The organism is uncultured Sphingomonas sp., from assembly GCF_946477935.1.
GTDB lineage: Bacteria > Pseudomonadota > Alphaproteobacteria > Sphingomonadales > Sphingomonadaceae > Sphingomonas.
On record NZ_CAMLAC010000031.1, the window covers coordinates 1 to 24,878 of the forward strand.

A 24,878-nucleotide genomic window follows, 5' to 3' on the forward strand; every position below is an offset into this window, starting at 1 on the left:
GCGGCAGCGGCGCGAGCGTCGGCTGCCTCTACCAGTGCGAGACCAGCGCGTGTCCCCGCCTCGGCTTCGAGCCGGGCTGCTGCGGCACGCGCCTCGGCACCTTGCAGTTCGGCACGTGCCGCCGAGATGTTGCCCCGGTTGCGATCGAAGAGGGGCAGCGGGACGGATATGCCGGCAACGACGGCGGGGCCGCTCGCGACGCGAAGCTGGCGCACGCCGAGCTGCGCGGTGACGTTGGGGATGGCGAGGCGCTGTTGCACCGTCACCGCTCGCGCTGCGGCGTCCCGTTCGGCTTCTGCAACGCGCACCATCGTCGCCTGCATAGGGTCGATGGGGCCGAACGCCGGCTTGGCGTCGAGCCGATCCAAGAGTGATTCCGACAGGCCGGTGAAGGGGGTTGTAATACCGGCCAGCGCGGACAGGCGTGCCAGCGCGGCCGTCTTGAGGGCGCGCGCGTTTTCGAGGTCGGCCTGAAGCGTGTTGAGTTCTGTTTCAGCCTGCACCTGCCGGAGGCGGGCTTCCAAGACCGTGACGCGGGGCACATCGCGCGTCTGGTTCAGAAGCTGTGCGAAAGGGGGCGCGGTCTGCGACCACGCTGCACCCGCGGGCCATAGCGCCGCGAGCGTGCCGGCCAGCGCAAGCACGCGCTGCCGGCGATAACTGCCGTTCATAATCCATAATCCTCCAGGGGTAAGTCTGTCGGCGCGTCACGCGCCGGCGAGACTCATCCGCGGGGAGGGCGCAGGAGCTTGGAAGGATCGATACCGCTCGCCAGCGATGTGGTGAGGATCGACCACGCGCGAGCGGCGACGATCGCCGGCACTTTCGCAGTCGTCGGCCCGTCGAAGGCGACCCAATGACCAGCGGCATGAGCGAGAACATGCACCGGACTGTCGCCGCCAGTCTGCTTGGCGGGAGCGTGATCGTTATGCTCGGCCGCAGCCGCATGGTCATGGTCATGGTCGACGGCGGCGACTTGCACGGGCACATGGTCATGGACCATCGCGCTGTGCCACGACGACGCCGCGACGAGGCCGAGCATGGCGACGAGCGCCAGCACGGCTCCGAACAGCGCGGAAGAGGAACGACGCATCGCCATCGTGCGCAGCGTAGGCGGACGTTGGGAACGGGGCAAGGAAATCACTTACCCGGCCATTTTGGATGGCGACGGTCGATCACATAGGGATGTTCGCCGTGGCTGTGGACCGCGAGATGCGGATCATCGGCGGCGAGGTCGCTATGTTCATGCGCGATCACGTCGGGGTCGTTCGCGGGCCATATACGGACGGCGACGAGGGTGCCGATCGCAGCAAGAACGGCCATCGCACCGAACGCCGCCTCCATTCCGACGCGAGCGCCGAGCTGGCCGACGAGCGGATAGCAGACCAGCCAGCAGACGTGGCTGAGTGCGAATTGTGCCGCGAACAATGCGGGGCGATCATCGGCGTTCGCCGACCGACGTAGCAGCCGTCCCGATGGCGTGACGCTCGCTGAATAGGCGACGCCCAGCACCAACCATCCGCCGAGCAGGACATGCCAGTAGGCCGGGCCTGGCTGCATGATGGCGGTGATCGCGGCGAGGGCCGCGAGCGCCAACGTCAGGATAGCGGCGGCGACCAGCATGACGGTCCGATCCGCAATCCGATCGAGGATACGAGGCAGGGTCAGCGCAGCGGTGATCGAGCCGCCCCCGAAGGCGGCGAGGGTCAACGCGACGTCGCGCTGGCTTAGGCCCATGCCTTTCACGATAACGACGGTGTTGACGATCACCATTGCGCTCGCGGCGGCAGCGGTGAGGGTCAGCGCCAGCAATCCGCGCAGGCGAGGCGTCGCGAGGTATATACGCGTGCCCCGCGTCGTCTTGTCGTAGATGCCGCCCTCGGCCTCAACCGGCGCCGGTCGGGGCAGGACGGTCGATACGACCAGCAGCGCCGACGCGACAAAGCCTATCGCGGTGCCCGAGAACAGCCAGTGGTAGCTCATCACCGTCAAAAGACCGGCCGCGAGGATCGGGCTCGTCAGGCTCTCCATGTCATAGGCGAGGCGGGACAGGGACAGCGCGCGGGTATAGTCGCGTTCCTCCGGGAGGACGTCCGGGATCGTAGCCTGAAAGGTTGGCGTGAACGCGGCCGATGCCGATTGCAGGACGAAGATCAAGATATAGACCTGCCAGACTTGGTTCACGAACGGCAGGCAAATGGCGACACCGGCGCGGATCACGTCCATTCCGACCAGCAAGGCACGGCGTGGCACGCGATTGGCGAACGCGCCGGCGATCGGCGCGACGCCGATATAGGCGACCATCTTAATCGCAAGCGCAGTCCCCAGCACCGCCCCGGCACTGCCGCCAGCTATGTCGTAAGCGAGCAAGCCGAGCGCGACCGTCGCCAGTCCCGTTCCTACAAGCGCGATGATCTGCGCGAGGAAAAGGTGCCGATACGTGCGGTTGGCGAGGACACTGAGCATGATCGCGCTATATCCCCCCGGGGGATCGAGTCTATCCCCCCTGGGGGATACTCGACAGCAGCCCCTCACGCGCACTAAATAAGGGGATGGCCCATCACGCTCACACCAGCCACCCCGCAATCGTCAAACGGCTCAACCGCGTCGCTGGTCATCTGCGTAGCATCGTCGGCATGATCGAAGAGGAGCGCCCCTGCGTCGATATTGCGCAACAGCTTCAAGCGGTCGAAAACGCCATCGCCAGCGCCAAGCGCGCGCTCATCAACGATCATATCGACCATTGCCTAGTCCATGCCGAAGAAGGTGAGGGGACCAAGGCGGCGGTGGAGCAGTTCCGCGCGATCTCAAAATACTGGTGATGCGCCGCGCGGCGAGGGGTGTGCCACGTGGCACACCTCCTGAAGACCGCTACCGGGCGCATTAGGCCCAGATCGCTTCCTGATCCCAGCCTTCGAGAAACCCGCCCTGCGCGGCGCTGGCGAATGGCATTTCGGGGAAGGAAAGCCAATGTGCTTTCATCCGGCCACTCCACGATGTGCCCGGATTGATCCGCTTGGCGAGATAGGAGGCAACTGCCGCCGCGCCATAGACACGGTTCCGCTGCACGACGTCGTTGCCGATATGGACCATGCGCGGCGCCTCGAACGCTTTGGGCACCTGGGGCTGGTTGATGATGCCGGTATTCCACAGCCGGGAATGATGCGCGCTGATGTTGCGCACGAAGGCAAGGCTCTTGATCCAGCTCACCAGCGTGTCGGGGAGCAGATTATAGCGTTTTGCGATGGCGAAACGGTCGTTGGGATGCGCCATTTCGAGCAGCCAGGATAGCGTTCCAAAATCCCATGCCTCGACAGCCATCCAGATCGGCATTGGCGGCGTGTAGGTATTGTAGAACTCCGACACCCAATCGTCTTTACAGCGGTCGACGGAATCGTCCGCCTTCGCCAACCAGCTCAGGTGCCGGGTCGTGCCTTTAAAATTAGCGTTCGCACGATTGGGATCGAGGTAGGCGACCGATCGATGGGCGAACAGGTCACGATTCCCGAGCGCATGGGCGAGATCGACGCGCAGCGCGACTTCGATCCGTTCGATGGCATCGAGGAAGAGCAAGCGGAGCTGCTTGTCGAAGAGATAGAGATCGACGGCATGGCGAAACTCGGCACCGGCTTGAAACTGGTCGGTGCGAATGGTGCGCGTGGCATCGTCGGGATCGGGGATGCGCTCTTGCAGCGGTTGCCAATAGGGCGACAGGCGACCGTAGCCGATTCGCTCAAGATGGCGGATGGCTTTGGCTTGGTCGGTGACGCCCAAACCGCGGCCTTCAAGGAGGGCGAGCTGGTCGGCGAAGCTGAGATGGGGTTTGGCGTAGGGCGGAAGCATCGCCCCAGATATGAAGAAGGCCGCCCCTTGATGCCATAGGCAACAGCGGGGACGGCCATGTTGTCCTCTATCTAGATGTTCGGGTCTGAGGATTCAATTAAAAATTGACGGCGGGTCGCCGCGTGACCGCTCGGGCGAGGCAAACGCGCTCCGACAAATTTTGGGGGAGGCAAATCTGTCTCCGCCCTATATGCTTCCTTATCCTGATTACACGGTATCGTGTTTACGGGCTCACTGTGCTTCGTGAGACATTGGTGCCTCCCTCACTAGGGACAACAATGTCTCCGAGTGGGCGACGTTTTTGTCTCCCCACCCCCTCTGGAAATGGTGCGCGAATGTGCTATTTCCACCATCATGAGCAAGCAACCCGACGATACCACAAAGGAGGCAGGATCGAACGTCTTTTCGATCGCGGCGGTGGCGAAGCCGAAGAAGCGGAAGGACAAGTGGCCGGATGCCGTCCTGTCGCGTGGCTACAGCATGATCCCGTCGATCCTGTTGTGGGGCCAGGCCAAGATGGGTCTGAAGCCTGACGAGTTGAACGTGCTGCTTCAGCTCATCAGCCATTGGTGGTCGGCCGATCACGATCCGCATCCTGCCAAGGACACGATCGCCCGCCGTATGGGCAAGGACGCACGGACGGTTCAGCGGCACCTGACCGCGTTGGAGACGAAGGGTTTCATCAAACGGGTCGAGCGCTTCAAGCGGCACAAGGGCCAGGACAGCAATGGCTACGATCTGTCCGGACTGATCGCCAAGCTGGAGACGATCGCGCCGGAGTTCGAGAAGGTGACGGATCAGAACAAGCGCCGACGCGCGAAGGCTGAGACGAAAACGGCATAGGTTTCAAGGATCGCGCGCCGCGAAAGCGGCGTGTGGGGCCGGTCAGTCCAAGGCCGGTTCGGAACGTAGGGATTGGCGCTTCGGGCAGAAGCATGGCCCCCTTCCAAAAGGGGTAATGACGCCGCCAATCCCTACGCTCGCTGATTTAGCACAGCGGGGCGCTGACCCCAAACCCCGGGGAAGCTCATGAGCTATACCGAAGAGACACGCCAATCGACCTGCCCTTCATGCGGCAAGCTCAACCATGTCATCGTGGCCTATGCCGGGGACTATCGGGCGTCACCTCAAGCTTTGTACGCTGAACAACGATTTTCCGGACATAATGTGAACATTGGTGTCAGGCAGCGGCGCGAAGGTACTGGTAGAGGGTTTCGCGGCTGATGCCCATGTCGCGCGCGATGGTCGCCTTGCGTTCACCGGCGGCAACGCGGCGGTGCAGATCGGCAATCATCTCATCCGAGAGCGACCGTTTCCGCCCCCGATAGGCGCCGCGCTGCCGAGCGATCGCAATGCCTTCGCGTTGCCGTTCGCGGATCAGGGCGCGCTCGAACTCAGCAAACGCACCCATGACCGAGAGCATCAGATTGGCCATCGGGGAGTCCTCCCCCGAGAAGGACAGGCTTTCCTTCTCAAACTCGATCCGGATACCTCGCTTGGTGAGGCCCTGGACCAGCTTGCGCAGGTCATCCAGATTGCGGGCCAACCGATCCATGCTGTGGACGACGACGGTATCGCCTTCGCGGGCGAAAGTGAGCAGAGCCTCAAGCTGGGGGCGGTTGACGTCCTTGCCCGATGCCTTGTCGGTGAAGGTCCGATCGAGCGACTGACCTTCCAATTGGCGATCCACATTCTGATCGAACGTGCTGACCCGGACATAGCCGATCCGTTGCCCCTTCACTGCGCACTCTCTCCATCAAAATGTCAGGTTGAAATCTATGATACGCAACGACATTCGTCAACAAATTCCGTTTAGTACCCTAATCTGACAGAAACCGCGGTAGCGCCCTGACGTCCGGTTAGGCTATACTCCAAGCTGACATCACAAAATCAAATCCCTCAAAGATGGCGTCAATTGCCTTGATGGGGTAAAAACTGGAGTGCTTCCAGGATGGGACATTCGGCAACGTCATCTCCAGTGCATCTGGCTAACGTGGTCGCCAGCGTCACCTCTATCTTCTGCAAATCTGCAATGCGGCGGCGGACATCTTCAAGGTGGAGTTCGGTTCTCGCCATAACCTCCGCGCAGGTTTGTGCACCGGTATCGGTGAGCGACAACAATGACCGTATCTCATCCATTGCATAGCCAAGGTCGCGCGCGCGCAGGATGAACTGCAACCTTTGCACCAGTTCCGGCGAATAGACGCGGTAGCCGTTGGAACTGCGAGGCGGCCCCGGCAGCAATCCCACCTTCTCGTAATAGCGGATGGTTTCGAGATTGCAGCCTGTTTTCCGGGCAAGCTGGGCACGCAAGATGCCGACCTGTTGCTCCATGAAAATACCTCTTGAGTCTGTAGTGGCTACAGAGCCTACACTGCGAATCACTCAGTTGGAACAAGGGATTCAAGCCATGGTCTCAACGCCGGAAGCGGGACAGCCAGCCCTCACCGAAAACCACGAGCCGAAGCAGGCAAACTGGGTTGCGGCGGGCGCATTGATCGGCGCGGGGCTCGCCTCGGCTTGCTGCGTCGTCCCGCTACTGTTGGTTATGCTCGGAATTTCCGGCGCGTGGATCGCCAACCTGACGGCGCTCGAACCTTACAAGCCCTATGTCGCAGGCGTAACGCTCGCGCTGCTCGGCTACGGCTTCTGGCATGTCTATTTCAAGCCGAAACCGCCCTGTGAAGACGGTTCCTACTGCGCTCGTCCACAATCGGCTTGGACCACCAAGGCGGTGCTGTGGCTGGGCCTTGCCGTCGCCATCCTGGCGCTCACCATCGACTGGTGGGCACCCTGGTTCTATTGAAAGGAAATACCCATGAAAAAGACAGTATGTATCGCTATGGCCGTGCTGGCTATGGCTGGCGGCGGGGTCGCCTATGCAGTTAGTGGCACGGCGCAAGATCGCCCCGCGGCTACCGCAACCGCTCAGAAGCAAACCACCTTTGCCATAGAGAACATGACCTGCGCCACCTGCCCGATCACCGTGAAGAAGGCGATGGAAGGCGTCGCCGGGGTAACGGCGGTCACGGTCGATTTCGCAGCCAAGACCGCGCGCGCAACCTATGACCCGCGCCGCACCAATGCTGCTGCGATTGCCGCTGCATCAACCAACGCGGGTTATCCGGCGCGCGCTATTCAAAACTGAGCGGGGCGCCGCCAGCGCCTCAAGAAAGCGATAAGCAATGAACGACTGTTGCAACCGCCCCGGGCAGGAAGGATTTGACGTGGCCGTCATCGGCGCGGGTTCTGCCGGGTTCTCCGCCGCGATCGCCGCTGCCGATCTGGGCGCGAAAGTGGCGCTCGTCGGTCACGGCACGATTGGCGGCACCTGTGTCAATGTTGGCTGCGTTCCTTCCAAGACGCTGATCCGCGCCGCCGAAGCGGTGCATGGTGGGCTTGCCGCCGCGCGCTTTCCCGGCCTTGGGGGCGCTGTCCAGATGGATGACTGGTCCGTATTGGCGGCGTCGAAGGACGATCTTGTCACGACGCTGCGCCAAAAAAAATATGTCGATCTGCTGCCCGCCTATGACGGTGTGAGCTATATCGAGGGCAAGGCACGCTTTGCCGATGGTGCGCTGATTGTCGGCGATGCGCCCATGAAGGTCGGCAAGGTCATATTGGCGATGGGTGCGCACGCCGCCGTGCCGCCGATTCCGGGGATGGACAGCGTGCCCTACCTAACCAGCACATCGGCGCTGGCGCTGGATCGCTTGCCCAAATCGCTGCTGGTGATCGGTGGCGGGGTGATCGGGGTAGAACTGGGACAGATGTTTTCGCGTCTGGGCGTTGATGTCACCATCTGCTGCCGAAGCCGCCTGCTCCCCGAAATGGACCCGGAAGTGAGTGCCGCGCTGAAAAACTATTTGGAAGCCGAGGGCGTGCGGGTTTGCGCAGGTGTCGGCTATCAGCGTATCGCCCAAACACAGAGCGGGGTCGAATTGACCTGCGAGGGGCATTGTGACACCGTCGCGGCGGAACAGGTGCTCATCGCCACCGGACGCCGACCCAATAGCGACGGGCTTGGGCTGGAGGAGCGCGGCATAGTGCTTGCCCGTAATGGTGGAATCGTCGTCGATGACCACCTCGAAACGTCGGTTCCAGGCATTTACGCGGCGGGCGATGTAACGGGACGGGACCAGTTCGTCTACATGGCCGCCTATGGCGCAAAACTGGCCGCGCGCAACGCGGTGACGGGCAACCAATACCGCTACGACAATTCCTCCATGCCATCCGTCGTCTTCACCGACCCGCAAGTCGCCAGCGCCGGCCTCACTGAAACGACAGCACGGGCGCAAGGCCTGGACATCAAGGTTTCGCTGCTCCCGCTCGATGCTGTGCCAAGGGCACTGGCAGCACGCGATACGCGGGGTCTCATCAAACTGATTGCCGACAAGGCGAACGACCGTTTGCTGGGCGGCCAGATCATGGCACCCGAAGGCGCGGATTCGATCCAGACACTGGTGCTGGCGATCAAACACGGCATGACCACCCTGGAATTGGGTGCAACGATATTTCCTTACCTGACCACTGTGGAAGGCCTCAAACTGGCGGCCCAAACGTTTGATAAGGATGTCGCCAAACTGTCTTGCTGCGCCGGGTGATTGCTCGGGGATCAACCGGCAACGAATGGCCTCCCTCCAGTGCAAGCCGCTTTGGTGTCAATTTTGTTATTCGCCTCAGCGGGAGAGCAAAATGGCACGACGCCGACTTCTGACCGGAGACGAGCGCCGGCGCCTGTTCGATCCTCCTGTCCAAGAAACCGCGATCATTGGGCATTATACCCTTTCTGCGGAAGATGTTGAATTGGTTGGGCGCCGCTATGGTCCAGCAAATCGCCTCGGTCTGGCTGCACAAATCGCTTTGATGCGACATCCCGGCTTTGGTCTGCAACCCGAGATCGGGCTTCCCGACGTCATTCTTCAGTACCTCGCGGCACAGTTATTCGTCGATCCTTCCTCCTTCTCTGCATATGGTCAGCGCGCGCAAACCCGTACCGATCATGCCGATCTCGTGGCGCGTTATCTTGGCATACGCCCGTTTCGACGCGGCGACCTGGCACTTGCCCTGAATCTTGCCGCGCAAGCCGCCGAGTATACAGACAGAGGTGAACCGATTGTTCGCGCCCTCATGGTTGGCCTGAAGGGTGAGCGGTTCATTCTTCCGTCGGGCGACACACTGGAACGCGCCGGTCTTGCTGGCCGGGCACGCGCACGCAAAGCTGCCGCAGCCGCAATCGTCGAAGGCCTCAGCTCTGCTGAACTGACACGGCTAGACGAACTCGTAATCAACAACCCGGATTTCGGCATGACACCGCTGGCGTGGTTGCGTAATTTCGAAGAAGCCCCGACTGCGGCCAATATCAATGGCTTGCTTGAGCGCCTGCGCTATGTTCGCGGCATAGGTATCCACCCGGTAGTTGGGGGCGCCATTCCGGAATTCCGCTTTGCCCAATTTGTCCGCGAGGGCGGCGTGGCACCGGCATTCCTGCTTTCGGATTACAGCGTCAATCGCAGGCGGGCGACGTTGACGGCCGCAGTGATCGACCTTGAGGCCAGACTTGCCGATGCCGCGATCCAAATGTTTGACCGACTTATCGGCGGCATGTTCACGCGCGCGCGGCGTGGGCGCGAGCGTCGCTACCAAGATAGTATTCAGTCGGTGGGGCAACTCATGCGGCTGTTTGGCGCCACGATTACAGCACTTGATGAGGCTGTCCAGAATGGCGGCGATCCGCTCGAATTGATTGACGAAGCGGTGGGCTGGCACCGGCTTGTTGCGGCAAAGGCCCAAGTAGATGCCCTTGCTGATCTTGCCGGCGAGGACGCACTGGTAACGGCAACCGAGCGTTACGCCACGCTACGGCGTCTCAGCCCGGCATTTCTGGACACCTTCACCTTCAAGGCGTCTGGAACAGGGACGGCACTGATCAAAGCCATCGATGTCATTCGCGATGCGAACACACGAAAGTCGCGCGACCTTCCCGATGGCGTTCCACTGCCATTCCCCAATCGGCAGTGGAAGCGTCTCATCACCGAAAGCGGCCGTATCGACCGCCGACGTTATGAAATTGCGATCATGGCAACCTTGCGTGATCGTTTGCGCGCCGGTGATGTATGGATCGAGGGAACCCGCAACTATCAGCGCTTCGATGCCTATTTGCTGGGTCGGCGCGACGCCGCCAAAGTGGCGGATGTGCTTCCGTTCGATTCAAATGCTGCATCCTACCTCGCTGACCGGGCACGAAATCTTGACTGGCGGCTGCGCCGATTTGCCAAGCAGTTGAAAACAAACAAGCTTGAGGGAGTGTCGCTCGAACGAGACCGGCTCAAGCTTCAGCAAATGCCGCCTGTCACCCCACCGGAAGCTGAAGCCCTCGATCGCAAGCTCGATACCCTGCTTCCCCGCGTGCGCATCACCGAGCTGCTGCTTGAAGTCGCCGAACGCACTGGTTTTTTGAACGCATTCCGTGACCTGCGCTCAGGCAAGGAGCACGACAACCCCAGCACGGTACTCGCCGCAATTCTGGCTGATGGCACCAACCTCGGGCTGGAGCGGATGGCCAATGCCAGCGAAGGCGTCAGCTATGCCCAACTCGCATGGACCCACAACTGGTATCTTTCACCCGAGAACTATCAGGCCGCGCTGGCCATGATCATCTCAGCCCATCACGAATTACCCTTCGCGCGGCATTGGGGCGCTGGCACCAGTTCGTCGTCCGATGGCCAGTTCTTCCGGTCGGGGCGGAGCCGTTCAGGGGCGGCGGACGTCAATGCCAAATATGGCGCCGAACCTGGCGTGAAAATCTATTCTCACCTTTCCGATCACTTCGCATCATTCGGATCACGGATCATGTCCGCGACGGCAGGTGAAGCGCCTTACGTGCTCGACGGGCTTGTCCTGGGCGCCGGCAACCTTCCGTTGCATGAGCACTATACCGATACCGGCGGCGCCACCGATCATGTTTTCGCACTCTGCCACCTACTCGGGTTCCGCTTCGCGCCCCGGCTGCGCGATATTGGCGACCGCAAGCTGGGTTCGATCGCTGCGCCATCGACATACAAGGGCATCAAAAATCTGATGGGCCGCACCATCAAAACGGCAGCGATCGAGGCCGATTGGGATGACATCGTCAGGATTGTCGCCTCAATCAAGGATGGCACGGTGGCGCCGTCAGTAATCTTGCGAAAACTTGCCGCCTACAAACGCCAGAACAGGCTGGATTTTGCATTGGCTGAACTGGGCCGTATCGAGCGCACTTTGTTCACGCTCGATTGGCTTGAACAACCGGAACTGCGACGTGCCTGTCAGGCCGGTCTCAACAAAGGCGAGGCGAGGCACACGCTTGCCGCCGCCATCTATACCAACCGGCAGGGTCGGTTCACCGATCGCTCGCTGGAAAATCAGGAATTTCGCGCATCTGGGCTGAACCTGCTGATTGCGGCGATTTCCTACTGGAACACGGTCTATCTCGACCGGGCCGCCCAGCACCTCAACGCTGTCGGCACGACGTTCGATGCGGCACTGCTTGCGCACCTTTCTCCGATGGGCTGGGCGCACATCAGTCTGACCGGCGATTACCTCTGGGAGCAGGCCAGGCGACTTCCAGCAGGTGAATTCCACCCACTCAACGAGCCAATGGCGCGGTTGAAGCGTGTAGCGTAGCCCATGTTCCGCTTATGTCCGAGAAATCGTTGTCTGGCGAACAAACCTTGAGGTGACGCCTGGTAGCCGCAACAGGGTCGCTGCTTGTCGCATCAACCAAGCCCTGGCCCCAACCATCCCGGCCAACGACCGGTAAGGCAGGGTATACGGGGCTGGACACACCAAGCATATCCATTATGCTGGATATATGGAAAACGAGGATGCCATCTCGGCGCTGGGTGCTCTTGCACAAGGAACGCGCCTTGACACGTTCCGCCTCTTGGTACGGCACGAACCGGATGGTTTGGCTGCCGGCGATATCGCGCGTCAGCTCGACGTGCCGCAGAACACCCTGTCGGCGCACCTCGGCATCCTCGCCCGCGCTGGCCTGGTCCGCTCCGCACGGCATAGCCGCTCGATCATCTACCGTGTCGATCTGGACGGCCTGCGCGCGCTGACGCTGTTCCTCGTCAAGGACTGCTGCGCCGGCAATGCGGAGCTGTGCGCGCCGCTCGTCGCCGAACTCACCCCCTGCTGCTGAAAGGACGCCCTGTGGCCGTCGATGTCGTCGTCTATCACAACCCCGAGTGCGGCACGTCGCGCAACACGCTCGGCCTTATTCGCAACGCCGGCATCGAGCCGCACGTGGTCGAGTATCTGAAAACCCCTCCAGCCCGCGCGTTGCTGGTCGAGCTGATCGATCGCGCCTGCATGACACCCCGCGAACTGCTGCGCGAGAAGGGGACGCCCTATGCGGAGTTGGGCTTGGGCGACACGTCGCTATCCGACGACGCGCTGGTGGACGCGATGATGGCGCATCCGATCCTCATCAACCGGCCGCTGGTCGTATCGCCGCTCGGCGTGAAGCTCTGCCGGCCCTCCGAAGCCGTGCTCGACCTGCTGCCGACCAATCAGCTCGGAGCGTTCGCAAAGGAAGACGGCGAGCAAGTGGTGGACGCATCGGGCCAGCGCGTCGCCTGATGCTCCTTGCTGTCCTGATCTTCGTTGCGACGATCGCGCTCGTCATCTGGCAACCCAAAGGCCTCGGGATCGGGTGGAGCGCGATGGGCGGGGCCGTCGTGGCGCTGCTTGCAGGCGTCGTCACGCTGTCCGACGTGCCGGTGGTGTGGGGCATCGTCTGGAACGCAACAGCCGCGTTCGTCGCGATCATCGTTATCAGCCTACTCCTCGATGAAACCGGATTCTTCGAATGGGCGGCGCTCCATGTCGCGCGCTGGGGGAGGGGGCATGGTCGCCGGCTGTTCGTTCTGATCGTGCTGCTCGGTGCGGCGGTGTCCGCGCTGTTCGCCAACGACGGCGCGGCGCTGATCCTGACGCCGATCGTCATCGCCATGCTGCGGGCGCTGGGCTTCAACGACAAGGCGACGCTGGCGTTCGTCATGGCGGCGGGGTTCATCGCCGACACCGCCAGCCTACCGCTGGTCGTGTCGAACCTCGTCAACATCGTGTCGGCCGACTTCTTCCGGATCGGGTTCGGCGACTATGCGTCCGTGATGGTGCCGGTCGACCTGGTGTCGATCGCAGCGACGCTTGGCGCGCTGCTGCTGTTCTTCCGGCGCGACATACCGGCGGATTATGACGTAGGCGCGCTGCGCGCGCCGCGTGACGCGATCCGCGATGCCGCGACATTCCGCGCGGGCTGGATCGTTCTTGCACTGCTGCTCGCCGGCTTCTTCCTGCTCGAACCGCTCGGCGTCCCTGTCAGCGCCGTCGCCGCTGCCGGCGCGATCCTGCTGCTGGTGATCGCGGGGCGAGGCCATGTGATCCCAACGGCCAAGGTGCTGCGCGGCGCACCCTGGCAGGTCGTGATCTTCTCGCTCGGCATGTACCTGGTCGTCTATGGCCTGCGAAACGCCGGCCTGACCGACCATCTGGCAGCACTGCTGGATCGCACCGCGCAAGGCGGCGTGTGGGGCGCGGCGCTAGGAACGGGCGTCATCGCAGCGGTCCTGTCGTCGGTTATGAACAATATGCCGACGGTGCTGGTGGGCGCGCTCTCGATCGACGCCACGCACGCGAGCGGCGCGATCAAGGAAGCGATGATCTACGCCAATGTGATCGGCTGCGATCTCGGCCCCAAGCTGACGCCGATCGGCTCACTCGCGACGCTGCTCTGGCTCCATGTCCTCGGGCAAAAGGGCGTGCGGATCGGATGGGGCTATTACTTCCGTGTCGGCGTCACGCTCACCGTACCGGTGCTGCTCATCACGCTCGCGGCGCTTGCAATCAGGATTAGCATCGCATGACCAGAACGGTCGCCACGTTGCTCGAACCTGCCGGTCTGGCTGGCTTGGCACAATTGCTCGATGCCGCGGACCTGCCGAGTGCCGATATCGCCGATCCCGGCCGCCTGATCATCCGGATTGAGGCCGATAGCCTCGTCGGTTTCGGTGGGCTCGAGGGAGAAGGGTCCGACCGCTTGCTCCGCTCGATCGTCGTCGTCCCCGATCGACGTCGACATGGCCTCGGGCGGGTGTTGGTCGCCGCCCTCGAACGACAGGCGCACGACCTCGGGGTGGAGCGCCTGCACCTCCTGACGACCACGGCCGCACCATTCTTCCGGGCGCTCGGCTATGCCGATGCCGATCGCGGCGCTGCTCCCTCGGCCATCGCCGCATCGCGCGAATTCACCGCACTGTGCCCCGCGTCGGCCGCCTACCTCGTGAAAGCCCTCTGATGCCGCTCCGCACGCTCGCCGATCCCAATATCATGCCGGCGCTCGATCCGGCCTATGCCATCCAGCGACCCGCCGTGAGGCTCGGCCCGCTCGATCCCGCGCCGCGTATCCTTCTGCTCTACGGTTCGCTGCGCGAACGGTCCTTCTCCCGGCTGTGCGTTGAGGAAGCGGCACGCCTGCTCCGGTTCTTCGGCTGCGAGACGCGCATCTTTGATCCATCGACCCTGCCGCTGCCTGACCAACATGCTGGCGACGACCATCCGGCCGTCCACGAGCTGCGCGAGCTGTCCTTATGGTCGGAAGGGCAGGTGTGGTGCAGCCCGGAGCGGCATGGCCAGATCACGAGCATTATGAAGCTTCAAATCGATCATCTGCCGCTTTCTATGGGCGGGATGCGTCCGACACAGGGGCGCACGCTGGCGGTCATGCAGGTGTCGGCCGGATCGCAATCGTTCAACAGCGTCAACACGCTGCGCGTGCTGGGTCGCTGGATGCGAATGATCACGATCCCGAACCAATCGAGCGTTGCCAAGGCGTTCAACGAGTTTGATGACGCGGGGCGCATGAAGGCGTCCAGCTACTATGACCGGATCGTGGATATGATGGAGGAACTGGTGCGGTTCACGGTGCTGCTGCGCCCGCACGCGGTTCAGCTTGTTGATCGCTACTCAGAGCGGAAAGCGGCGGGCGTGCCAATCGACCGCGCGACCGATCTGTCGAGCATAGCGATTGCGGCCAAACCGCGTGGCCGGCACGCCGTCAAGGCAGGCGGCTGATGCGACGTTTGCCGAAGCGAGCCACGCTAATGTGGTCCCGCCGGCTAATCCGGCTTGTGCTCTGCGCTTTGAGAAACCTACGGGTTTCAACCTGCGTGGCCGGCCTCCCCAGGCGTCAGCTGGATCGTCGAGCGCTACCTGTCTTGCGCTGACGCGATTATCGCTTCAGGTCGCTACAGCGACAGATGAAGGGGAGCGTGCTTGACGATGAACACCAAGGATCTGGCCAAGGACGTTGCCGCCAAGCGGGGCGTCACCGAGAAGCAGGCCCTCGAGGTCATGGCTGGGCTCCTCGAGGGTATCGCGGAGGCGGCCGCCAAGGGTGAGGAGATATCGCTTCCCGGCTTCGGCAAATTCAAGGTGAAGGACACGCCCGAGCGCTCCGGGCGCAATCCGTCGACCGGCGAGGCGATCACGATCGCGGCGTCGAAGAAAATCACATTCACGCCGGCCAAGGCGCTTAAGGACCGACTGTAGGCTCGACAGCACCGGCCGGCGTCGCCCGGCCACGTGTTGGATGTTCACGAATTATTCGCTATCTAAGGCGTTGGAGAATGACAGGCGCGTGAACACTGCCAAATCTATGCGGCTGGCCCGGCAGGTGAAGGGGAGGTTCGGCACGTGGGCGGCCGTGCGTCAGGCCTCGCGCGTCGAGAACGGCGTATATGTGGTCGATCCAAGCGCTGGCGGTGACCGCGACAGCAAGGATGTAGCGGTTCCCGCCACGGCGTAACGGCCGTGACGTTCAGCTACTCGCTGTTCCTCGCACTGCTGCTGCTTTTCCTGGGGCTCTGCTTCTGGGCAGGGTGGCGCGTCGGCGAGCGCACCGATTTCCTCAGCCCAACCCCGGACCGGCCGAACTCTACGGTGACGCTGTTCATCGTGGTGTTCGGCACCATCGCAGGGCACCTTCTGGGAACCGGCTTCTTCGCCGCCCAGGCGGCATGGTGCCGGGCGACAAGCGTCTGTTTCGACCCCGGCTTCGATCCAAATATCTATCGCGCGCTCGCCCGCGGCGGCGCTGGGGCACGCGATGCGTCCGACCTCGCGCTGGAAATGTGGCTTTTCGCGATGCTCCTCATCGGAGCCGCGACGGGCTCGATCGCGCACTGGTTGGTGCAGCGGGAAGCAGTTAGCGGGAAGACCGACGCGATCGCGTTCGGCTGGCTCAACCCGGCCGTCCAAGCGGTCAAGAAGGGAGACTCGTTTGTCGTCGCCTATGTGCTGACAAAGACGAGCCACGAGTGCTTCACGATCGCATACGAGGGCACCGTCCAGCAGCTCGCGCTGGACGAGGAACAATCGATCAGGTTCCGATCTCGGACGCGCCCGGCAGCTTACGCGCCGGTTGATGGGGCAGGTCGGCGCGCGCATGCTGTTACTTGACGAGATCAACCATATGCTGGCCTGCACACCGCGCCAGCAACGCATTTTCCTGAACACGATCCGCTACTTCGCCAACGACCTGCGAATGCCATTGGTCTGCACGGGCAACCACGAGGCGAGGGCGGCGCTCTTGACGGACGCAGCGCTCGCCGATCGCTTCGATGCGATCGAGCTCGTGCGCTGGCGAGATGACGAAGCCTTTCGGCTGCTCTTGGTGACGCTGGCCGCCATCCTGCCGCTCCGAAATCCGTCGCCGCTCGCCGAGGACTTGTTCAGGGCCAGGCTGCTGGAGCTGACCGACGGGAATACCGGCCGTATTTTCCGGCTTGTTGAGAACCTCGCCGTTCGGGCGATCCGGCGGGGCGCGGAGATGATCGGTCCCGAAGACTTGGACGCCGATGATCTTGTCCTTCCCAGCGTCACCATGAAGGAGATCGCGAAACGACGAGGGCGGCCAGGGTCGGGCGCGGTGGGCACTGCATGAGCGATGGTAGTCGACGCATCCCCGCTGCCGGTCGCCCCGCGTCCGCATCCGGACGAGCTGATCTCGTCCTGGCTGGGCAGAACTGCGGCGGTCTACGACATGGAAGTGGAGGGGTTGCGTGCCAGCCTGCTGCGGAACGGCGACGTCGCTCCTGGCGGCGTGGACGTCGAACTCGATTCCGGCGAGCGGGATCGTATCGCTGAGGCGTTCGCATTGGCTCCGGAATGCGTGGCCGCGCTGGAACTCCGACGGGCTTGGCCGAACCTTGCCGTGGATTGGCTGCGCTGCACCGATCGGGCCAGACATGCCCTGGACCCTCTGCACTCTTGCTGGTGTCCCACTTGCCTTGAAGAAGGTCGAAAGGCAGGCGGGGCTTACCTTGATCGCGACACAGCTCTGCCGCTGGTCCTCTGTCATCGTCATTTGCGGTGGCGGTATGAAGGCTGCCGCAGCTGCGTGCCCACTCGCGGGCCGACCTTTGTGCACATCAACGGCGCGACCGAACTGATCTGCCCCGACTGCCGCAAGCTCCTTCACACCATTGTCCATCGTGTCCCCGCCAGCGAGTGGGCCAGCGACGATCGGCGCGGCGCCCGACAGTTCGAGATGCTGCTGGCATTTGAGAAATGCTTGCGAGCCGCCTGGCTCGGCCATCCGTCGCACTGGTTCGGGGTAGGCGAGGTCCAGCCGTCCGAGTTCCTGGCTCTGCTCGACGATCTGACAAAGGCGCTGCTCGCGCGCAATCTGGACCAAACCAGCTTGATCAACCGATATCAAAGCGAGTTCATCGGCGCTGTTCCGCATCACCGGCCTCGCAATTGGGCGGACGCTTCCTTCCCCAAGCTTTCACCGAGAATGAGGGCCAAGGTACTGTGCGCGGTGATCGCAATCATCTCGCGCGAGGAGATTAGCGTGCTGTTCTCCCTTTGGTACTGGACTAGGTCGTCGGGTTCCGAAGTCAAGACCCAGAAGCTCGAGTGGTTATTCGAGAACGCCACGACACGCGTGCAGGCCATGCTGATCCGAGGCAGCGAGCGGTGGCCGGCAGCCCTGCGGGAACGCATGCGCGTCCTGCATGAAGCATCAGGGATCGACGTCGATGATGTACTTGCACGCTTTGAGGCGATCCGGGCGGAGCTCGGCTTCACCAGCCTGATCAGGCGCCCCGGAGATCCAGGTTGGCGCGGCAGTCTGGCGGACCTTCCTGCCTGAGGACTCACGGCTGAAGCGGGACGGCGATCCCGGTCGGCAACGGGCGGAGCGACGGTTTGCCGCGGGTGGCTTCGCCGCTATGACATCGGCTCGGCAAACAGGGGAAGCGGACAGCATGAACACCAAGGATCTCGCCAAGCAGGTCGCCGACCAGCTCGGCACGACGGAGAAACAGGCGCGCGAGTTGCTCGACGCGGCGCTGAACGCGATCGGCCAGGCCGCCGCGGCTGGTGACGAAATCAACCTGCCGGGCTTCGGCAAGTTCAAGGTGAGAAATATGAGCGAGCGCAGCGGCCGCAATCCGGCCACGGGCGAGGCGATCACGATTGCGCCGTCGAAGAAGCTGACGTTCACGCCGGCCAAGGCGCTCAAGGATCGGCTCTGAGCGCTCGTGGCCGCGCACAATCGAAGGCCCGCTCCGAAACCGGCCAATTTGAAGGAGGCGCTCGAGCGCGTGCCCTGGGCGTCGCGCGGGCGTGATACGCCGATCTCCCGCCTCGCACGATCAATCGTACCCGTGGGCAACAAGGCGGGCGTGCCCAAGGGCGACCTCGCGCTCCATATCGCCATTCAAGACCCAGCCCATGTAGACTGGGTACTGGACATCCAAGGCACTGCCTTCCAGGTCGGCCGCGGCAAGCTATACACCTGCTGGCACGTCGTGGAAGCGCTCCGCATCAAGGAGCATGAGGCCTACCTCTGGGCGAACAGCCGGCTGAACGGCGTAGAGGCGCAACGGCCGTACCCGTTCGCGGCTGTCATGCGCTACTATGATCAGCGCTTTGAGGACGGCGGTCCGGGTATCGACGCCGGCATCCTGATCTGTCCTGCGACCGAGAGCAAGGAGGCGCCCTACGACGTGCCGCCGGTGAGATGGGGGGATTCGACGAAGGTTGGGGTGGGCGACCGGGTGCTGATCGGCGGCTTTCCGCTCGGCAAGGCGATGTTCTTCTCCAACTCGACGAACCGCGGCCTGGTGCAGCCGTCGTTCTTCGAGGGCATCGTCAGCGCTGTGATCCCGGCCATTCAGCGCGGCGAGACCAGGCTGTTCCAGATCAGCTCGGTGGCGCTTGGCGGGATCAGCGGGGGAGTCGTATGCGATCCGAGGACCGGGGCGGTGCTCGGCATGGTGACGAGCGGGCTCACCGTGGGCGAAATCAGCCTGCCGATCACCTATGCGCTTCCGAGCGAGGTGCTCCGGCCCTTTGCCGATGCAATCAGCTTCGACGTCGGCGACGGGGAACGATGGCGCTAGTCGGACTGGTGCCATGGACGCCGCTTGCGCGGCGGGAAGGGGAGGCGCATATCACTGTCATGGCGACCCGGTCCGATACGATCACCACCAAGGGCAGCAAGGCGGGCGTGCTCGGGCGCAGCGCAGCGACGGGCCGTTACGTTCTGGCGCCGGTGGCGACCAAGAAAGCGACCGTCTCTGACCAGCGTATCGCCGCGGCAGTGAAGAGCGTTTTGGCCAAGAAGAAGTAGCTTGCCGGCGGTCCAGACGTCGACGGACGACGTCTTTATCAATTGCCCGTTCGACGATGCCTTCGCGCCAACGTTCCGCGCGCTGATCTTCGCCATCCTAGTCTGCGGCTTTCGCCCGCGCTCGGCGCGCGAACTAGATGACGGTGGCCAGACCCGGATCGACAAGATCTTCGCGCTGATCGAGCAGTGCCGCTACGGCATCCATGACCTGTCACGCACCGAGCTGGACGCGGTCAACAACCTGCCGCGCTTTAACATGCCGCTCGAACTCGGGCTGTTCCTTGGCGCCAAGCGCTACGGCGGCAAACATCAGAAGGCCAAGCGTGTCTTGATCCTCGACGTGGAGCAGTTCCGATACCAGCGTTTCATCTCCGATCTGGCCGGTATGGACATCCATGGGCATGGCGGCGACCCGGCTCGTGCGCTCCGCGAGGCGCGTGATTGGCTCGCCAACGTATCGCGCCGCGAGCTGCCTAGCGCCGACCGCGTGCAGCGCGTCTATGAGGCGTTTCTAGCCGACTTGCCCGATCTGGCGGCCGTGCTAGAGTTCGATCCCGATCGGATCCCGTATGTCGACTTCGAGCGGATCGTCGGCCGCTGGTTGATCGAAGCGCCGGCCGCGATCGGGGCGGCGTAAGACACCTCAAAAGCCGTTACGCTCCCGGTCCGATAACATAGATTATGTTAAGCATCTGAGCGATATTTTCCGCGGGCTCCCGTCACTGCAGCGCCTCCGTCCAATCACTTCAGCCTGGAGCCACCGTCAGCATGCTCCTGTCGGGAAGGCTCTCAAGAAGGTCCGCTTCGGCTCGGTTCGGACCGCTTACGACGCTATTCACGCCTGCAACGCCGGTCCGAGCTTCCCGCATGCCTGCCCTGCCGCGCTGGTTCACGCAGCCCGCTCCTGCAAGCCGCAGGAGGTGCAGGCCGGGAGGTCGGCCATGAGCTCCAAACATTGATTGCGCTCTGATCGAGGAAGGACCGACGGAACAGAACGGAGCGACGAGATTAGAATCCCTCACCGTGCCTGAACGAGGCACGGCAGGACGAGGACGAACCTGATGAACGAGAACAACCTGAAGAAGCTGGTCGCGCAAGGATTGTCCGCGATGCGGGCCGGCAGCGACGTCGCCGCCAAGGCGACCGACGAGATCAACAACGACGCGCGCCACCCGGCGCTGCGATCCGCGCTCGAAGAGGGCAACCGGACTTCCCGCCAATGGGCGGACCGCATCCGTCGCGCCGCCGAGCAGGCGGGCCCGGCCGATCAGCAGGACAACCCTGTGCTCGAAGCGCATTACGAGGTGAGCCGCAGGATCCGCGAAGCGGCACCGGACGATGCCTCACGCGACCTCGGCATCATCGCCAGCGGGCAGCTCGCGCTTCATTACTGGATCGCTTCGTTCGGGACCATGGCCAATTACTGCCGGCAGACCGGCATGGACGATGCGGCGCGCGACATGAAGGCGTGCGCGGACGAGGCCAAGCAGGCCGACGAAAAGCACAGCCAGCTCGCCGAGCAGTTGCTGTCTGAAGGCTGAACCGGTGCCGGCCCGCCTTGCTACCGACGACTGGCCAACCGGCATGATCTTACAACAGGAGATAATTGGTGCTTGAGCAACGAAAGCTGGGCGACGGGCTGCGCGTATCTGCGCTGGGCCTCGGTTGCATGGGCATGTCCGAATTCTATGGGCAGGCCGACGAAGCCGAGGCGGTCGCGACCATTCAGCGCGCGATCGATCTCGGCGTGACGTTTCTGGACACCGCCGACATGTACGGGGTAGGCCGTAACGAGGAGTTGGTCGGGCGTGCGATCCGCGATCGCCGCGACGCGGTGGTTCTCGCCACCAAGTTCGGCAACGTTCGCGGCGAGGACGGCACCTTCAAGGGCGTGTGCGGGCGCCCGGATTACGTCCGCTCCGCCTGCGAGGCGAGCCTGCGACGGCTCGGCGTCGAGACGATCGACCTCTACTATCAGCACCGCGTCGACCCCGACACGCCGATCGAGGACACGGTGGGCGCGATGGCCGGGCTGGTCCGCGAGGGCAAGGTGCGCCACCTCGGCCTCTCCGAAGCGGCGCCCGCCACGGTCAGGCGCGCGCACGCCGTGCATCCGATCGCGGCGCTGCAGACCGAATATTCGCTGTGGAGCCGCGATCCCGAGGGCGAGATCCTCGACACGGTGCGCGAGCTCGGCATCGGCTTCGTGCCGTACAGCCCGCTCGGCCGCGGTTTCCTGACCGGCGCGATCCGGCGGGTGGAGGATCTCGCGCCTGACGACTATCGCCGGCACAGCCCCCGCTTCCAGGGCGAGAACTTCCAGCGCAATCTCGATCTCGTCGCGGCGGTCGAGGCGATGTCGCGGGAGAAGGGCTGCACCCCTTCCCAGCTGGCGCTCGCCTGGGTGCTGGCGCAGGGCGAAGACATCGTGCCGATCCCGGGCACCAAGCGCCGCGGCTACCTGGAGGAGAATGTCGGCGCGCTCGACGTGACGCTCACCCGAGGCGAACTGGAGCGGCTCGACCGCGCGGCGCCGAAGGGGGCAACGGCGGGCGAGCGCTACGCCGCGCCGCAGATGCAGGCGCTGAACCGATGAGCGGGAGCGACGGACACGGCCTTGCCGGCCGCGTCGCGATCGTGACGGGCGGCGGTCGCGGGCTGGGCCGCGCGATGACGCTCGGGCTGGCGCAGGCCGGCGTGCGGGTCGTCGCCACCGCCGCGCGCGAACTCGCCGAGGTCGAAGCGGTCGCACGGGAGGCAGAGCGGGCATGCGGCGACGATCGGGTGCGGCCGCTGCTCGCCGACGTGACGCGGGTGGAGGATTGTGCCGCAGTCGTGCGCGCGGCGCTCGTGCGCTTCGGCCGGCTCGACATCCTGGTCAACAATGCCGGGCGCGGCATGAAGTATGTGAGCGACACCTTCCTGACAGAACCGACCCGGTTTTGGGAGGTCGCCCCCGACACTTGGCGCATGGTGACCGACACCAACGTCAACGGCCCGTTCCTGATGGCGCGCGCCGCCGTCCCCGCCATGCTGGAGGCGGGATGGGGCCGAATCGTCAACATCTCGATGAACCGCGAGACGATGCGACGGCGCGGCTTCTCGCCCTACGGCCCGTCCAAGGCGGCGCTGGAATCGGAGACCGCGATCTGGGCGCAGGACCTTGCGGACAGCGGCATCACGGTGAACGCGCTCCTGCCGGGGGGCGCGACGCTGACCGGCATGATTCCCGAAGGACTGCCGGATAGTGCACGCGACGGACTGCTGTCGCCCGAGATCGTGGTGCCGCCCTTGCTCTGGCTCTGCTCTGACGCTGCCGCGGCGGTGACGGGTAAGCGCCTGGATGCCCGGCGGTGGATGGGAGAGCAGCCCGGAAGTCAGCGCACAACTGACACGCTGGAGGATGTAGGCTGTTAGGGCAGACCACAGGACATATCCGCTCGGCCAGCCGTGGTCTCTTCGTCCTTTTGTGCGATATCCCTAGCGACAGGTCTTCTGCTAACCGAGACGGTAAAGGACCTGAAATTGGCCGCACGAAGCCGGGATCAAGAGATCCCGGCCCACTCAGCCTACCAAACAGCGGTCGGCCGCACGCTTCGTCCGCCAGCTTTGCAGCAGCTCGATCTGTCTCTCGTGCACCTCGTCGATAACTGGTGGCTCGGCCTGACAGGTTGCACCGGCCGCCACGACCTGAGATTCCGTTTTGTATCCCTTATCGCTGTTCATGTGATCTAGGAGTGCGCGCAGCATCTGCCGCCCTCTTACCACGCGGCTCTTGATTGTGCCGACGGGAACCTGCTCGATTGTGGCTGTCTCCTCATAGCTCAATCCCTCGATCCCGATGAAATTGATGCACCGCTGCTGCTCAGGCGTCAGGCGCGGCCATAGACGGCGAACATCGCTCAGCGTCACAACGGATTCCTGGTTCGACGCCACCGGAATGTCGGCGAGTTCGGCGGTCTCGCTAACTTGTACCGTGCCTCGACGGCGTACCTGCGAAAGAAATGAGTTGCGAAGGATCCGGAAGGTCCACGCCTTCATATTTGTACCGGCTTCGAAGGATGCGCGGCTGCGCCAGGCTTTCAGCACGGTTTCCTGAACAAGGTCCTGTGCAGTATCGGGATTCCTGGCCAGCGATCGCGCATAGCGCGCCAGACTAGGCATAAGCGCGCTGAGCTCGGCACCGAAGTCCGACCAGCCCTCAGATGGCAGATGCGGCTCGTCAACCGTTTGTTCGGACACGCGGAACCCCTCGCTCAATCGAACCGGTCAGCTGCTTTGGTACCAACCGGTTTACTTTCGGAAAACGCCAAGCCGATTGGTTCGTTCCGCTCGTCGGAGATGAAATATCAGTAGCGAAACAATCGCGCGCGACTGGGTACATGAAAGGCTGACAACAAGAGGTCAGCGCCGCTGCCTGTTCGCGTACCAAGCGCAGCCGGCAAGGAGTATCGCAGAAGCCATCAGGATTGCTCCAACAACATCATGGTCGTGCTGGAGGATCGCGCCGGCGACCAGCAGGCCGGCGGACAGGACGTTGGGATCTGCGCCCCGGGGCAATGCCGGTGGTGAGGAGACGGCACCTTTCTGCAACTCGATCGGCAGCGCACCCGACCGCGCAACCCGCTCGGCGAAGGCCACCAGCTCGGGCGAGGCGGCGGCCAGACGGCCAAGGCTTGTCGCCAGCCGGCGTCCGCCACGCTTGAGGCCGGCCGGGCCGATCCGCTCCCGCAGCAGTTCGCGCGCGATCGGTGCGGCGCGCGCGGTGATGTCAAAGCCGGGATCGAGCCGTCGCACGAACCCTTCGGCGATCAGCAAGGTGCGCAGCAGCAGGGCGAGGTCCGGCGGCAGCGCCAGACGATAGGTTCGAAGCAGCGCGAACACGCGGCCGAAGATGTCGGCGAGCTCGATCTGCTGGAGTACCGCCCCGCGGAACTGGCCGATCAGCGCGTCGAGGTCGCGGGTCAGCGCCTGGCGATCGACATCGGTCTCGCCCGACCATTGCAGCAGTACGTCCGTCACCGATCGTGTGTCCTCACCCGCGATGGCAAGGACGAGCGTGACAACCTCGTTCCGCCGGGCGGGACTGAGCACGCCGACCGCCCCGAAGTCGATGAACGCCAACGACCCGTCGGCCAGAACAAAGACGTTGCCGGGATGGGGGTCCGCGTGGAACCGACCGTTGAAGATGATCATCCGCAGCACCGCATCGGCATATCTGCCGGCGACGTCAGCACCGCCCTCACCCGCCACGTCAAGAACCTCGCGGACGGGCATGCCGTCAAGCCGCTCCTGCACGTTGATCCGGCGGCCGACCTGATCCCAGTAGAAGGCCGGCGTCCGGACGCCG

Annotated in this window: 30 protein-coding genes; 22 read left to right on the forward strand and 8 right to left on the reverse strand. The window is 63.5% G+C overall.

Going from position 1 to position 24,878, the window contains the following annotated elements; all coding sequences use genetic code 11:
* From Q0U08_RS05450 to Q0U08_RS05460, 3 genes are all read right to left on the reverse strand, one after another.
* On the reverse strand, nucleotides 1-671 hold a 671-nt coding region (locus Q0U08_RS05450; protein ID WP_298090252.1), incomplete at its 3' end, for a TolC family protein.
* A 53-nt stretch (nucleotides 672-724) separates the two neighbouring features.
* Nucleotides 725-1,099 (reverse strand): hypothetical protein, encoded by a 375-nt coding sequence (locus Q0U08_RS05455; RefSeq protein ID WP_061780292.1) that lies wholly within the window; start codon nucleotides 1,097-1,099, stop codon nucleotides 725-727.
* Nucleotides 1,100-1,140: 41 nt separating this feature from the next.
* Nucleotides 1,141-2,466, reverse strand: coding sequence for an MFS transporter (locus Q0U08_RS05460; RefSeq protein ID WP_061780291.1), 1,326 nt, complete (start codon nucleotides 2,464-2,466; stop codon nucleotides 1,141-1,143).
* 86 nt (nucleotides 2,467-2,552) lie between these two features.
* Here Q0U08_RS05460 and Q0U08_RS05465 point away from each other — a divergent pair, with 86 nt between their 5' ends.
* A complete protein-coding gene (locus tag Q0U08_RS05465; RefSeq protein WP_042469202.1) occupies nucleotides 2,553-2,822 on the forward strand; it encodes a metal-sensing transcriptional repressor in 270 nt (89 codons plus the stop codon).
* Between the two features lie 61 nt (nucleotides 2,823-2,883).
* On the opposite strand, the gene Q0U08_RS05470 is transcribed toward Q0U08_RS05465, so the two are convergent.
* Complete coding sequence (locus Q0U08_RS05470) at nucleotides 2,884-3,774, reverse strand: Abi family protein (protein WP_232252443.1); 891 nt, start codon at nucleotides 3,772-3,774, stop codon at nucleotides 2,884-2,886.
* A gap of 423 nt (nucleotides 3,775-4,197) precedes the next feature.
* Between Q0U08_RS05470 and Q0U08_RS05475 the strand changes: the two genes are divergently transcribed.
* Nucleotides 4,198-4,686, forward strand: coding sequence for a helix-turn-helix domain-containing protein (locus Q0U08_RS05475; protein WP_061780290.1), 489 nt, complete (start codon nucleotides 4,198-4,200; stop codon nucleotides 4,684-4,686).
* Nucleotides 4,687-5,023: 337 nt separating this feature from the next.
* Here Q0U08_RS05475 and Q0U08_RS05480 read toward each other — a convergent pair whose 3' ends face one another.
* Entirely contained in the window at nucleotides 5,024-5,584 is a 561-nt protein-coding gene (locus Q0U08_RS05480; protein ID WP_004213255.1) for a recombinase family protein, read from the reverse strand.
* A gap of 170 nt (nucleotides 5,585-5,754) precedes the next feature.
* Complete coding sequence (locus Q0U08_RS05485; RefSeq protein ID WP_014072603.1) at nucleotides 5,755-6,177, reverse strand: helix-turn-helix domain-containing protein; 423 nt, start codon at nucleotides 6,175-6,177, stop codon at nucleotides 5,755-5,757.
* 76 nt (nucleotides 6,178-6,253) lie between these two features.
* On the opposite strand from Q0U08_RS05485, the gene Q0U08_RS05490 reads away from it, so the two are divergent.
* The 20 genes from Q0U08_RS05490 (at nucleotide 6,254) to Q0U08_RS05585 (ending at nucleotide 22,945) form a co-directional block, all read left to right on the forward strand.
* Complete coding sequence (locus Q0U08_RS05490; RefSeq protein ID WP_014072602.1) at nucleotides 6,254-6,649, forward strand: mercuric transporter MerT family protein; 396 nt, start codon at nucleotides 6,254-6,256, stop codon at nucleotides 6,647-6,649.
* 12 nt (nucleotides 6,650-6,661) lie between these two features.
* On the forward strand, nucleotides 6,662-6,991 hold the full coding sequence (locus Q0U08_RS05495) for a heavy-metal-associated domain-containing protein (protein WP_082052513.1): 330 nt from the start codon (nucleotides 6,662-6,664) through the stop codon (nucleotides 6,989-6,991).
* 37 nt (nucleotides 6,992-7,028) lie between these two features.
* Nucleotides 7,029-8,447 (forward strand): mercury(II) reductase, encoded by a 1,419-nt coding sequence (gene merA / locus Q0U08_RS05500; RefSeq protein WP_004213247.1) that lies wholly within the window; start codon nucleotides 7,029-7,031, stop codon nucleotides 8,445-8,447.
* Nucleotides 8,448-8,538: 91 nt separating this feature from the next.
* A complete protein-coding gene (locus Q0U08_RS05505) occupies nucleotides 8,539-11,508 on the forward strand; it encodes a Tn3 family transposase (RefSeq protein ID WP_061780289.1) in 2,970 nt (989 codons plus the stop codon).
* 187 nt (nucleotides 11,509-11,695) lie between these two features.
* The gene (locus tag Q0U08_RS05510; RefSeq protein ID WP_042469209.1) at nucleotides 11,696-12,028 is read left to right on the forward strand and encodes a helix-turn-helix transcriptional regulator; all 333 of its coding nucleotides are present in this window, start codon (nucleotides 11,696-11,698) and stop codon (nucleotides 12,026-12,028) included.
* An 11-nt stretch (nucleotides 12,029-12,039) separates the two neighbouring features.
* Nucleotides 12,040-12,468 (forward strand): arsenate reductase (glutaredoxin), encoded by a 429-nt coding sequence (gene arsC, locus Q0U08_RS05515; RefSeq protein ID WP_042469211.1) that lies wholly within the window; start codon nucleotides 12,040-12,042, stop codon nucleotides 12,466-12,468.
* A complete protein-coding gene (locus Q0U08_RS05520) occupies nucleotides 12,468-13,754 on the forward strand; it encodes an arsenic transporter (protein ID WP_042469213.1) in 1,287 nt (428 codons plus the stop codon). Before arsC ends, Q0U08_RS05520 begins: the two co-directional genes overlap by 1 nt.
* Nucleotides 13,751-14,185 (forward strand): arsenic resistance N-acetyltransferase ArsN2, encoded by a 435-nt coding sequence (gene arsN2 / locus Q0U08_RS05525; protein ID WP_042469214.1) that lies wholly within the window; start codon nucleotides 13,751-13,753, stop codon nucleotides 14,183-14,185. The genes Q0U08_RS05520 and arsN2 overlap by 4 nt, the downstream gene beginning before the upstream one ends.
* Nucleotides 14,185-14,961 (forward strand): arsenical resistance protein ArsH, encoded by a 777-nt coding sequence (arsH, locus tag Q0U08_RS05530; protein ID WP_042469215.1) that lies wholly within the window; start codon nucleotides 14,185-14,187, stop codon nucleotides 14,959-14,961. The genes arsN2 and arsH overlap by 1 nt, the downstream gene beginning before the upstream one ends.
* A 207-nt stretch (nucleotides 14,962-15,168) precedes the next feature.
* Complete coding sequence (locus Q0U08_RS05535; protein ID WP_042469217.1) at nucleotides 15,169-15,438, forward strand: HU family DNA-binding protein; 270 nt, start codon at nucleotides 15,169-15,171, stop codon at nucleotides 15,436-15,438.
* Between the two features lie 261 nt (nucleotides 15,439-15,699).
* Nucleotides 15,700-16,347 (forward strand): hypothetical protein, encoded by a 648-nt coding sequence (locus Q0U08_RS05540; RefSeq protein ID WP_298090253.1) that lies wholly within the window; start codon nucleotides 15,700-15,702, stop codon nucleotides 16,345-16,347.
* A complete protein-coding gene (locus Q0U08_RS05545) occupies nucleotides 16,334-16,831 on the forward strand; it encodes a TniB family NTP-binding protein (protein ID WP_298090255.1) in 498 nt (165 codons plus the stop codon). Before Q0U08_RS05540 ends, Q0U08_RS05545 begins: the two co-directional genes overlap by 14 nt.
* Nucleotides 16,832-16,834: 3 nt before the next feature.
* Nucleotides 16,835-18,043, forward strand: coding sequence for a TniQ family protein (locus tag Q0U08_RS05550; RefSeq protein WP_093067992.1), 1,209 nt, complete (start codon nucleotides 16,835-16,837; stop codon nucleotides 18,041-18,043).
* A gap of 115 nt (nucleotides 18,044-18,158) precedes the next feature.
* Nucleotides 18,159-18,428: an HU family DNA-binding protein gene (locus Q0U08_RS05555; RefSeq protein ID WP_147037113.1), complete on the forward strand. Its 270-nt coding sequence runs from the start codon at nucleotides 18,159-18,161 to the stop codon at nucleotides 18,426-18,428.
* A gap of 48 nt (nucleotides 18,429-18,476) precedes the next feature.
* On the forward strand, nucleotides 18,477-19,298 hold the full coding sequence (locus Q0U08_RS05560; protein WP_147037114.1) for a serine protease: 822 nt from the start codon (nucleotides 18,477-18,479) through the stop codon (nucleotides 19,296-19,298).
* On the forward strand, nucleotides 19,289-19,528 hold the full coding sequence (locus Q0U08_RS05565; protein WP_147037115.1) for a hypothetical protein: 240 nt from the start codon (nucleotides 19,289-19,291) through the stop codon (nucleotides 19,526-19,528). The genes Q0U08_RS05560 and Q0U08_RS05565 overlap by 10 nt, the downstream gene beginning before the upstream one ends.
* Before the next feature lies 1 nt (nucleotide 19,529).
* A complete protein-coding gene (locus Q0U08_RS05570; RefSeq protein WP_147037116.1) occupies nucleotides 19,530-20,165 on the forward strand; it encodes a hypothetical protein in 636 nt (211 codons plus the stop codon).
* A 424-nt stretch (nucleotides 20,166-20,589) separates the two neighbouring features.
* The gene (locus tag Q0U08_RS05575) at nucleotides 20,590-21,069 is read left to right on the forward strand and encodes a DUF892 family protein (protein WP_018251269.1); all 480 of its coding nucleotides are present in this window, start codon (nucleotides 20,590-20,592) and stop codon (nucleotides 21,067-21,069) included.
* A gap of 68 nt (nucleotides 21,070-21,137) precedes the next feature.
* Nucleotides 21,138-22,124: an aldo/keto reductase gene (locus Q0U08_RS05580; RefSeq protein WP_030541330.1), complete on the forward strand. Its 987-nt coding sequence runs from the start codon at nucleotides 21,138-21,140 to the stop codon at nucleotides 22,122-22,124.
* Nucleotides 22,121-22,945, forward strand: a complete 825-nt coding sequence (locus tag Q0U08_RS05585; protein ID WP_018251271.1) for an SDR family NAD(P)-dependent oxidoreductase — start codon at nucleotides 22,121-22,123, stop codon at nucleotides 22,943-22,945. Before Q0U08_RS05580 ends, Q0U08_RS05585 begins: the two co-directional genes overlap by 4 nt.
* Before the next feature lie 147 nt (nucleotides 22,946-23,092).
* Here Q0U08_RS05585 and Q0U08_RS05590 read toward each other — a convergent pair whose 3' ends face one another.
* Together Q0U08_RS05590 and Q0U08_RS05595 are read right to left on the reverse strand one after the other, a co-directional pair.
* Nucleotides 23,093-23,770, reverse strand: a complete 678-nt coding sequence (locus Q0U08_RS05590; RefSeq protein ID WP_237751636.1) for a sigma-70 family RNA polymerase sigma factor — start codon at nucleotides 23,768-23,770, stop codon at nucleotides 23,093-23,095.
* Between the two features lie 162 nt (nucleotides 23,771-23,932).
* Nucleotides 23,933-24,878: AarF/UbiB family protein (locus Q0U08_RS05595; RefSeq protein WP_298090256.1), on the reverse strand; the 946-nt coding region annotated here is incomplete at its 5' end.